General features: G+C 69.2%; 6 protein-coding genes. 1 reads left to right on the forward strand and 5 read right to left on the reverse strand.

From position 1 onward, the window contains the following. Positions 1-30: 30 nt before the first annotated feature. Both EKL94_RS04435 and mgtE read right to left on the reverse strand, forming a co-directional pair. Positions 31-2,757: a bifunctional acetate--CoA ligase family protein/GNAT family N-acetyltransferase gene (locus EKL94_RS04435; RefSeq protein WP_126928144.1), complete on the reverse strand. Its 2,727-nt coding sequence runs from the start codon at positions 2,755-2,757 to the stop codon at positions 31-33. A 129-nt stretch (positions 2,758-2,886) separates the two neighbouring features. Further along, positions 2,887-4,257: a magnesium transporter gene (gene mgtE, locus EKL94_RS04440; protein ID WP_126928145.1), complete on the reverse strand. Its 1,371-nt coding sequence runs from the start codon at positions 4,255-4,257 to the stop codon at positions 2,887-2,889. Positions 4,258-4,602: 345 nt separating this feature from the next. Between mgtE and EKL94_RS04450 the strand changes: the two genes are divergently transcribed. Further along, on the forward strand, positions 4,603-6,381 hold the full coding sequence (locus EKL94_RS04450) for a monovalent cation:proton antiporter-2 (CPA2) family protein (protein ID WP_126928147.1): 1,779 nt from the start codon (positions 4,603-4,605) through the stop codon (positions 6,379-6,381). A 177-nt stretch (positions 6,382-6,558) separates the two neighbouring features. Here the strand turns inward: EKL94_RS04450 and EKL94_RS04455 are convergent, their stop codons facing one another. From EKL94_RS04455 to EKL94_RS04465, 3 genes are all read right to left on the reverse strand, one after another. After that, entirely contained in the window at positions 6,559-9,897 is a 3,339-nt protein-coding gene (locus EKL94_RS04455; protein ID WP_126928148.1) for an ankyrin repeat domain-containing protein, read from the reverse strand. Continuing rightward, positions 9,890-10,150 (reverse strand): YcgL domain-containing protein, encoded by a 261-nt coding sequence (locus tag EKL94_RS04460; RefSeq protein WP_014648833.1) that lies wholly within the window; start codon positions 10,148-10,150, stop codon positions 9,890-9,892. Before EKL94_RS04460 ends, EKL94_RS04455 begins: the two co-directional genes overlap by 8 nt. Before the next feature lie 159 nt (positions 10,151-10,309). Beyond that, complete coding sequence (locus tag EKL94_RS04465) at positions 10,310-10,750, reverse strand: excinuclease ATPase subunit (RefSeq protein WP_126928149.1); 441 nt, start codon at positions 10,748-10,750, stop codon at positions 10,310-10,312. Positions 10,751-10,800 lie beyond the last annotated feature (50 nt).

Genomic DNA, 10,800 nt, shown 5'->3' on the forward strand with positions numbered 1-10,800 from the left:
CCGCCGGGCATGGCCCGGCGCTACCCGGAATCACGCCGCTGGCGGGATCTCGGGCACCTCGACCTGCTGCACCGGCAGAGTCACCATCATCACCGTCGGGTCGTCCGGATCGAGCTTGGTCTTGAAGCCCAGGCTCTGGCACATCGCCAGCATGGTGCTGTTCTCGCGCAGCACCTGGCCTTCGACCACGTCCAGGCCCAGCCACTTGGCGTACTCGATCATGATCGCCATCAGCCGCCAGCCGATGCCGTGGCCCTTCAGGTCCGAGCGGATCAGGATGCCGTACTCACCGCGGTGGTAATCCGCATCGGCGTGCAGGCGCACCGCGCCCAGCATCTCGCCACTGCGCGGTTCGATCGCCACCAGCGCGATCGAGCGTGCGTAATCGAGCTGGGTCAGGCGTGCGATGAACTCGTGGCTGAAGTGCTTCACCGACTGGAAGAAGCGCAGGCGCAGGTCCTCGTCGCTGACGCGGGCGAAGAACGCACGGAACAGCGCGTCGTCCTCCGGCCGCACCGGGCGCACGAAGGCACGGCCGCCATCGGACAGTTCGATGGTGCGCTCCCACTCCTTCGGGTACGGGAACACCGAGAAGCGCGGATGGCCACGGCCCTTGTGCAGGATGCGCGACGGCGCCACCGCCACGCGCGCGTCGAGGGCGAGGATGCCCTTGCCGTCGACCAGCAGCGGATTGATGTCCAGCGTACGCACTTCGGGGATGTCAGCGGCCAGCTGCGCCAGCTTGACCAGCGCCAATGCCAGTGCGCGCTCGTCGGCGGCAGGCACATCGCCATAGGCCTTGAGGATGCGCGACGCACGGGTCTGGCCGATCAGCTCATGGGCCAGACGCAGATCCAGCGGCGGCAGCGCCAAGGCCTTGTCATTGATCACTTCAACCGCGGTACCGCCACGGCCGACCACGATCACCGGACCGAACGTCGCGTCATCGGCAATGCCGACGATCAACTCGCGTGCCTTCGGGCGAACGATGGTCGGCTGCACCAGCAGGCCGTCGATGCGCGCATCCGGCCGCAGCTGGCGCGCGCGCGACAGGATCGCGTTGGCCGCGCTCTGCACCGCCGGCAGCGTGGACAGGTTCAGGCGCACGCCGTCCACTTCGGACTTGTGCGGGATGTCCGGTGACAGGATCTTCAGTGCCACGGTGGCACCACGTTCCAGCAGCGGCTGCGCCAGGTCCATCGCCTCATGCGCATCGCGCGCATGCATCACCGGCGCGGACGGAATGCCATAGGCCTTGAGCAGTTCATGCGTGGCCAGCGGGTCCAGCCACTGCTGGCCGTTGGCCAGCGCGGCATCGACCAGCGCGCGCGCGGCCGCCGCATCCACGCTGAAGTCCTGAGGCAGGCTGGGCGGCGTTTCCATCAGCGCGTTCTGCGCTTCGCGATAGCGCACCAGATGCTGGAAGCCGCGCACCGCTTCGGCCTCGGTCGGATAGGTCGGCACCCGCGCTGCGTTGAGCGTGGCGGTGGCTTGGTCATCGTTGCCCAGCCAGACCGCGAACACTGGCTTGTCGCGGTGATGGCGCGGGCGCAGGCCCAGCGTGCGGGTCAACGCCTGTGCCGCGTCTGCAGATGAGGTGAATGCGGTGGGCACATTGACCACCATCACCGCATCGTTCTCGTTGTCGGCCAGCAGCGCTTCGATGGCAGACGCGTATCGTTCGCCATCGGCGTCGACCACGATGTCGACCGGGTTGCTGCGTGACCAGCCCTGCGGCAGCACCGCGTCAAGTTTCTCGACCGTACTGTCGGACAGGTTGGCCAGCGTGCCACGCAATGCAATGAGCTGGTCCACGGCAAGGCGGCCGACACCACCACCATTACTGAGAATGGCCAGGCGACGACCGGGGAACGTCCCCAACCGGCCCAGCGATTCGGCAGCCGTGAACAGTTCGTCCAGCGCGCTGACACGCAGCAGGCCGGCGCGGTTGAAGGCTGCACCGTAGACGTCGTCGGTGCGGGCCAGGGCCTGCACATGGGTATCGCGGCTGCCCGGCTGCACGCGCTCGGCGCGGCCGGACTTCACCACCACCACCGGCTTGGCACGGGCGGCGGCACGCGCGGCCGACATGAACTTGCGCGCGTCCTTGATCTGCTCGACATAGAGCAGGATGGCGCGGGTGCGGTAGTCGGTGGCGAAGTAATCGAGCAGGTCGCCGAAGTCGACGTCCATCGTGTCGCCCAGCGAGACCACCGCGGAGAAGCCGACCGAGCGCGCCACGCCCCACTCCACCAGCGCAGCGGCAATGGCCGAGGATTCGGAGATCAGGGCGAGGTCGCCGGCCTGCGGGAAGTGCGCGGCGATGCTGGCGTTGAGCCGTGCATGCGGTGCGATCACGCCCAGGCAGTGCGGCCCGAGAATGCGCAGGCCGTGCTTGCGCGCCACCGTTTCCACCTGTTCCGACAACGAGCCCGGGCCTTCGCCCAGGTGCGCGGTGAGGATGATCGCGGCCTGCACGCCGCGTTCGGCGGCGGTACGCACCACCTGCGGCACGATCGCCGCCGGTGCGGTGATCACCACCAGGTCGGGTACCCAGTCCAGGTCCTTCAAGCGCTTGATCGTGCGGATGCCATCGATCTCGGCATGCCGCGGGTTGATCCACGCCACCTTGCCGGGGAAACCGGTGCCGCGCAGGTTGCGCATCACCGCGCGCCCGGCGGAGCGCTCACGCGGGCTGCCGCCGATCACCGCGACCGACTGCGGACGGAACACGGACTGCAGGTGGTAGGTACTCATGCGCCTACGGTACACGGACTGGCGCGGCAACGGCATGATCGTGCGCAAGGTCCTGACACCGCATCCACGCATGGCGTGGATCTACCGCCGGGACCAGTAGATCCACGCCATGCGTGGATGACGCTCCAGTTACAGCAGCGTGCCGTGCAGGATCATCGCGGCGATGCTGAAATAGATCACCAGGCCGGTCACATCCACCAGGGTGGCCACGAACGGGGCCGAGGCGCTGGCCGGGTCGAAGCCCAGCCGTTTCAGGATGAAGGGCAGCATCGAACCGGACAGCGAGCCGAAGGTGACGATGCCAACCAGCGCGGCACCGATGGTGATCGCCAGCAGGATCCAGTGCTCGCCGTAGTCATGCAGGCCGCCCAGCTGCCAGATCACGATGCGCACGATGGCCAGGCAGCCGAGGATGGCGCCCAGCACCATGCCGGTGGGCACTTCACGCAGGGCCACCTTCCACCAGTCACGCAGGCGCAGTTCGCGCAGCGCCAGGCTGCGGATCAGCAGCGAGGTCGCCTGCGAACCGGAATTGCCGCCCGAGCTCATGATCAGTGGGATGAACAGGGTCAGCACCACGGCGCGCGCCAGTTCGTCCTCGTAGTGCTGCATCGCGCTGGCGGTCAGCATCTCGCCCAGGAACAGCACGCTCAGCCAGCCGGCGCGCTTGCGCAGCATCTCGAAGAAGCCGATCTGCATGTAAGGCTTGTCCAGCGCTTCCATGCCGCCGAACTTGTGCGCGTCCTCGGTGGATTCCTCGATCAGCGCATCGAGCACGTCGTCCACGGTGACGATGCCGAGCATCTGCTGCTGGTCGTCGACCACCGGGATCGCCAGCAGGTCGTGGCGGCGGATCAGCCGCGCCACCTCTTCCTGGTCCATCAGCGCGTCCACCGTCACCGGCGGATTGACCTGGGCCACGTCCAGGATCGATTCCTCGGGCAGGCCGGTGATCAGCCGGCGCATGGTCACCACCTGCTGCAGCTGCTGGCTGGCCGGCTCCAGCACGTAGATCGCGTACACCGTTTCACGGGTGCGCTCGACCTGGCGGATGTGCTGCAGGGTCTGCGCCACGGTCCAGCTGGCGGGTACCGCCACGTACTCGGTGGTCATCAGCGCGCCGGCGGTGTTCGGCGGGTAGCTGAGCAGCTTCTGGATGGCCTGGCGGGCGTCGGTGCCCAGCAGCGGGATCAACCGCGCGCGTTCTTCCTCATCCAGCTCGTGGACGATGTCGGTGGCGCGGTCGTCGGCCATCAGACCGAGCAGGGCGGCGGCGCGCGCCGGCGGCAGCGCGGCCACCAGTTCGCCACTGCGGTGAAGCTCCGGCGCTTCCAGCATTTTCACTGCACGCGGCAACGGCAGCGCGGCCAGCGTTTCCGCGGCGCGGGTCAGTTCCAGCGTGTTGAGGAATTCCACCGCGTCGGCGGTGTTGTAGTTCGCCAGGGGTGCGGCCAGTGCGGCGGCATCGGCCACCGGGCGCAGCAATTGCTTCTGGTTCATCGGGTTTGCCTTGTGGGGTGCGACCTCGCGCAACGCCAACGCAGGCAAACCGTCCCGATGTCAGGCGGTGGCCATCGCTGGCGTCGAACGAGGTCGACTTCTACTGTCGCTGGACATGGGTTGGGGACTCCGGGATGCGTATGCCGGCGGACGCGCCGCCAGCGGCGGGCAGTCTGGACCCGTGGGCCATGCAGGTCAACCCGGCAACCCCGCGCGGGGCACCTGCCCGGCAGGTTGTTCTCGTGCATACACAGGCCGGCGCGCATAATGACGCGGTGGCACTCGCCACCTCTTCTCCCACCCGAATGGACGCACAGCGGGCTCCGCCGATGACCAGGTATTCCCATGCATAGCGGTGGTCTGGAACTGGCCCTGGTGCTGCTGCTGGCGGCGGTCATCGCCGTGCCGGTGTTCAAGAAGTTCGGCTTCGGCGCGGTGCTAGGCTACCTGGCGGCCGGTGTGGTGCTGGGCCCGGACGGGCTGGGCTTCGTGCAGGACGCCGACCGCATCCTCGGTGCCGCCGAGATCGGCGTGGTGATGCTGCTGTTCGTGATCGGCCTGGAGCTGTCGCCGGCACGCCTGAAGGTGATGCGGCGCTCGGTGTTCGGCGCTGGTGCGGCACAGGTGGCGCTGTCCGGGCTGGTGCTGGGCGGCCTGCTGCTGTTTGACCATTTCCAATGGAAAAGCGCGCTGGTGGTGGGCGTGGCGCTGGCGCTGTCATCCACCGCGGTGGGCCTGCAGCTGCTGTCCGAACACAAGGCGATCAACAGCGACCATGGCCGGCTCGGGTTCGCCATCCTGCTGTTCCAGGACCTGATCGCGATTCCGCTGCTGGCGGCCATCCCGCTGCTGGGCGGGGTGAAGAACGAGACCCTGCGCTGGGAAGACGCCGCCGTGGCCCTCGGCGCGCTGGCGGTGGTGATCCTGTGCGGGCGGCCGGTGCTGCGCAAGGTGTTCAGCATCATCGCGCGCACCCGCAGCCCGGAAGTATTCACCGCGACCGCACTGCTGGTGGTGCTGGGCACCGCCTGGTTCATGCAGGAGGCCGGCCTCAGCCCCAGCCTGGGCGCGTTCCTGGCTGGCGTGCTGCTGTCCGATTCGGAGTTTCGGCACGAACTGGAAGCGCAGATCGAGCCGTTCAAGGGGCTGCTGCTGGGCCTGTTCTTCATCGCGGTAGGCATGGGCATCGACCTCGACCGCATTGTCGCCGAGCCGTGGCTGATCGCTGCCGGCGTGGCGATCCTGCTGGTGGTCAAATTCAGCCTGCTGTACGTGATCGGACGTATTGCCAAACTCAGTTCGCGACAGTCGCTGCTGCTGGGCAGCGTGCTGTGGCTGGGCGGCGAGTTCGCCTTCGTGGTGTTCAACGAAGCGCAGCGCGCACACCTGCTGGGCAACGCCAACCATGACCGGCTGGTGGCCATCGTCGGCCTGTCGATGGCGATCACGCCGCTGCTGATGATCGCGCTGCTCAAGCTGCTCGGTCAGGAAAAGGCCGCGCCGCGCGCGGCGGCCGAGGCCGACAAGGTGGCGCCGGACAACCGGCCCAAGGTGCTGATCGCCGGCATGGGCCGCTTCGGCCAGGTGATCGCGCGCCTGCTGACCGCGCAGAAGGTGCCGTTCGTGGCGCTGGAAGCGAATCCGGACACCGTGGCCGACCTGCGCCGCTTCGGCAACCAGCTGTACTACGGCGACCCGACCCGGCCGGAGATGCTGCGTGCGGCCGGCGGCGAGCACATCGATGTGTTCGTGATCACCGTGGACGACCCGGAGACCAACCTGCGCGCGGTACGCATGGTGCGCCGGCTGTACCCGGACGCGAAGGTGCTGGCGCGTGCACGCAACCGCCAGCATGCATGGCGCCTGATGGATATGTCGGCCGAGCCGTTCCGCGAAGTGTTCGGCACCAGCCTGGAGATGAGCGGCCGCGTGCTGACTGCACTGGGCGTGGCGCCGGACGTGGCCGAACGCCACGTGCAGCGCTTCCGTGAGCACGATGAGCAGCTGCTGCGCGACCAGTACCTGGTCTACGACGACGAGGCGGCAGTGATCCAGACCTCGCGCGACGCACGCAACGACCTGATGCATCTGTTCGAGGCCGACGCGGAAAGCGACGGCAAGTAGGCGTGCCGACCAACGGTCGGCACCCACCCGATGGCAGATGGACCCGGTAGTGCCGGCCGCTGGCCGGCGGCCTCGCGATCCCGAAGGTTTCAGGAGGTTGCCGGCCAGCGGCCAGCACTACCCACTGCAGATTCCGGCAGTAGATCCACGCCATGCGTGGATGTCGCAGACCTCGGCTCAGCCGTTGTCGCGCAGGAACCGCGCCATCGACGATACGCCCGGCACGCGCGGTTCGAACTCGCCGGCCACGTCGATGAAGCCACGCATCACCGCGATCTCGCGCGGGCTGCGGTTGAGGCTGTCGCGTACTTCCGGATCGGCACCGGCACGCAGCAGGCGCTGCACCAGCAGCGGCAGGCCATGCAGCGCGGCCAGGTGCAGCGGGCCGAAGCCGCGTGGATCGCGCACGTCCAGGCTGACGTCTTCGTCCAGCAGGCGCTCCACCGCCGCCATCACCACCTGCTCGTCGCAGGCAGTACCCGGCTCGGCACGCGCGCCCAGCAACAGCAGCAGCGGCGTCACCGAACCGGCAGCAGCCTGGTCCGGTTCGGCACCGGCCAGCAGCAGGGTGTCGAGCAGGGCCAGCAGGCGCGAGCGGTCGCGGGCACTGAAACCGTACAGCGCGGCGCAGTGCAGCGGGCCCAGCTGCTGCGCATCACCGGCATGCACGTCGGCACCGGCGGTGAGCAGGCGCGCGACGATGTCCGGCAGGCCCAGCGCCGAGGCCAGCATCAGCACGGTCACGCCGCCCGGCAGACGGTGTTCCAGCTTGGCGCCGGCGTCGAGCAGGGCCGAGACGATATCCACCTGGCGCATGCTGACCGCCGCCGACAGCGGCGTAGCACCGCTGGCCGCAGCGTGCTGCGGATCGGCGCCACGCGCCAGCAGCAGGTCGGTCACCGCCAGATGGCCACCACCGGCGGCGCGCAGCAGCGCGGTACAGCCCTGTGCGTCGACGGCGTCGACGGCGAAGCCCAGATCGATCAGGCGGCGCACCGCATCCACGTCACCGGCCATCGCGGCGGCCGGCAGATCGGCCTCGCGCAGGGTGCGGCGCGGCAACGGCCATACCCGCCAGTCGAGCCAGTCGGCCAGATCACGGCGACCGATCGACAGCGCCACGCCCAGCGGCGTCTGGCCGTCGGCGGCACGGGCTTCCGGCGAGGCACCGTGCTGCACCAGCAGCTTCAGCGCGCCTTCGCGGGCCAATGCGGTGGCCAGATGCAATGCGGTCATGCCATGGCTGTCGCGCGCTTCACGATCGACACCGGCCTTGAGCAGGGCCTGCTGCAGGCGCAGCCAGCCCAGGCGCACCGCCAGCGACAACGGCGGATCACCGGCCGGCGAAGCTGCGAACGGATCGGCGCCACGTTCCAGCAGTTCCAGCGCCAGCTGTTCCAGGCCACGGGCGGCCTGGTCGTGCTGCGCACAGGCCGCCAGGAAACGCGCCAGGCCACCGCGTCCGGCCGGTGACAGGCCACGCTGCAGCATCACCTGCAGCGCCGGCACCGCATCGATGCCACGCGACAGCAGGGCGAACATCGGCGTGTCGGAGCAGGCGTCACGCACGTAGGGATCAGCACCATGGGCCAGCAGCCAATCGACCGCACGCGGCTCCAGCGCCAGTTCCGGATCGAGCAGCAGGCCACCCAGTTCTTCCGGCTGGCACAGCTTGGCCAGCGCGGCCATGCCTTCGGTGTTGCCGAAGCCCAGCGCTTCGCGCAGCAGGGTCAACGGCGGACGGTCCGGCAGCAGGCCACTGGCGCTGGCGGCTTCGCCGCGCTCGGCCAGGCCATCACTGACGGCGGCCGGCAACGGGTAGGAAGGGTCCAGCAGGGCCACGATCGCCCAGCGGCCAGCTTCGGCGGCGTAGTCCACCGCACGGCGACCGACCGGATCAGCGGCATCGGCGGCGATGCCCAGTTCAACCAGGCGCTTGATCAGCAGCGGCGAGACATCCTCGGCCATCGCCGCCAGCTGCACCGCGTTGCGGCCTTCGCCGTCCACCGCGACCAGGTCCGGCTTGTGCGGCAGCAGATGTTCGACCACGGCGGCGCGACCGGCACGGGCCGCTTCCAGCCATGGCGTGCGGCCCAGTGCATCGCGCGCTTCCAGATTGGCACCGGCGCCGAGCAGCACGCCGATGATCTCCACGTGGCCGGCCAGCGCCGCCTCGTGCAGCGCGCTGCGGCGCTGGCGATCGCGGGCGTCGGCGCGCGCCTTGTGCTTGAGCAGCAGCTGCACACCGGCCGGATCGTCATCTTCGGTGGCAGCGGCGGCCAACAGCACCGGCGTGCCCTCGGCCGGTTCGCTGCGCGCACCGCGTTCGAGCAGGAAGCGGGCCAGGCGCCAGTTGCCGACCTGGCAGGCCACGGCCAGCGGCGACCAGCCCTCGTTGTTCAACGCATCGACTTCGGCGGCGGCATCACGGAGCAGCGCGGCCACGCCCGGGTCGGAACTGCGCGCGGCATGGTGCAGCGGGGTGTTGCCATCGCTGTCGGTGGCACGCGAATCGGCACCGTTGGCGAGCAGGGTCATCACCGCTTCGGGGCGGCCGTGCCAGCTGTCGCGGGTGGCGGCCAGCAGCGGGGTCATGCCCCGGTGCGGCGCATTCACATCGACGCCGCGGGCGATCAGTTCACGCAGCAGGCGCAGGTCCGGCAGCACCGCCGCCAGCACTGCCAGGCTGCGCTGGTCGCGCCAGTTCGGGTCCGGCAGCGCATACGGATCGGCACCGGCCTGCAGCAACTGCAGGCCCCGGTCGATGCGGCCATGGCGGGCGGCTTCATACAGTGCCGGGGTCAGCTCCTGCGGTGCCATCGCCTCCAGCGGCGCGGTTTCTGCCGCAGCGGCGAACATCGGTTCGTGCGCGTTGCTGGCGGTGGCCAACGGGCTTGCGCGCAGCGACACCAGCGGTGCCGGCGCGACCCGCTGCAGCAGCAGGTGCAACACTGGAGACAGCAGCACCACCGCCAGTGCGGCGGGCCAGCGTGCGCTTTCCGGCAGCAGGCCCGGCCAGGCCGGCAACACCACCAGCGCGGCCAGCGCGATCACCAGCGCGGCGACACCGAGACCGCGCCAGGCGGTCAGGTCGCGTCCGGCCAGCGCCTGCCAATGCTGGGCCAGGCTGCCATCCAGGCGTTCGACATCGTTCCACAGCGGCCAGGTGCGCCAAGCCGCCAGCAGGCCGGCACTGACCAGCACGCTCAGGCCCAGCACCGCGGCCAAGCTGCCGCTGTCACGCAGCGCCGCCAACGGCCAGGCCAGCAGCAGCGCCAGCAACATCGGGGCGGCGGCCCACAACGCCAGCAGCGCCGGCAGGTCCTGGCGCGCGACCACCTTCAGCGGCAGCAACGCGCGGCTGCGCCGCCACCACGACACCGCCAGCGCGAACGCCGGCTGTGCCAGTGCGGCAAGGATGGCGCCTGGAACGCCGCCCACGGCGGCGCCGAGCGCCAGCACGGCGCCCACGGCGAAGGCGATCGACAGGGCGCGCGGACGGGACGTGTCAGTCATAGTGGCGCGGCATCAGGCTGGCCACCGACGGCGGCACCTGCAGGTAGAACCCGCGCTCGCTCATTTCGCTGCGAACCTTTTCCGGATCGGCCTGGGCCAGGCGGCGCTGGGCATCCAGGGCCACTTCCAGGACGAAGGCGAGCGTCCCCAGCGAGGTGAGCAGCGGCGCAGGCAGCGCGCTGAAATCATCGCGACGGGGAACGTAGACGTAGGTGTCCGGCTTGAGTTGGCTTTTATAGACGTAGGCGTGCATGTCCGCGGGACGATAACCCGGGAAGAGCCATGATTGTGTCGGAAAGCCGACACCGGGGAAAGCCGTCAGCCGACGATGGCGGCTCGATCGACGGCGTTTCCCCGGCGGGGTTCAGCAATGTGGCGGCGGCGTTCAGGCACGGCCACACCACGCAGGCGCTTACTTGACCTTGGCGTAGGTGCCCTTCAACGCGACACCGGCGAGGATCGTACCGGCATAGCATTCGTAGTTGGTGCTGCTCTTGAACTCGTTCTTCTTGTAGTAGCTGACGATGTCGACCACGGCGTTGGCGCCGCGCGACTTGGCGCCGTCCTGCAGCGCGCGCAGCGCCGACAGCGCGACCCAGCGGCAGGCCTCGGCATCGCTCTTGTTGGCGGCGTTGGTCTTCTTGTTGGTCACGTCTTCGCCCAGGCGCTGCTGCACGCTGACCGGCTGGCCGGCCAGGTAGAAGCGGACGCTGCCGTCGATGCCGGCGTCCTTGGCAGCCTGCGAACTGACCAGTTCCTGCAGGGACTGCTCCACGCGGGTATCGCGGGCAGAAGCGGTGGAGGCCAGGGCCAGCAGTGCGGTAGCCGTGGCGATCATCAGGGTGCGGCGCATCGGAACATCTCCTTGTCGAGGGTGCGGGTAGGTTGCGGGAACAGCGGCGG

Origin of the sequence: Stenotrophomonas maltophilia (assembly GCF_003970865.1) — a bacterium.
In the GTDB taxonomy this organism is placed as follows: Bacteria; Pseudomonadota; Gammaproteobacteria; order Xanthomonadales; family Xanthomonadaceae; genus Stenotrophomonas; species Stenotrophomonas maltophilia_AR.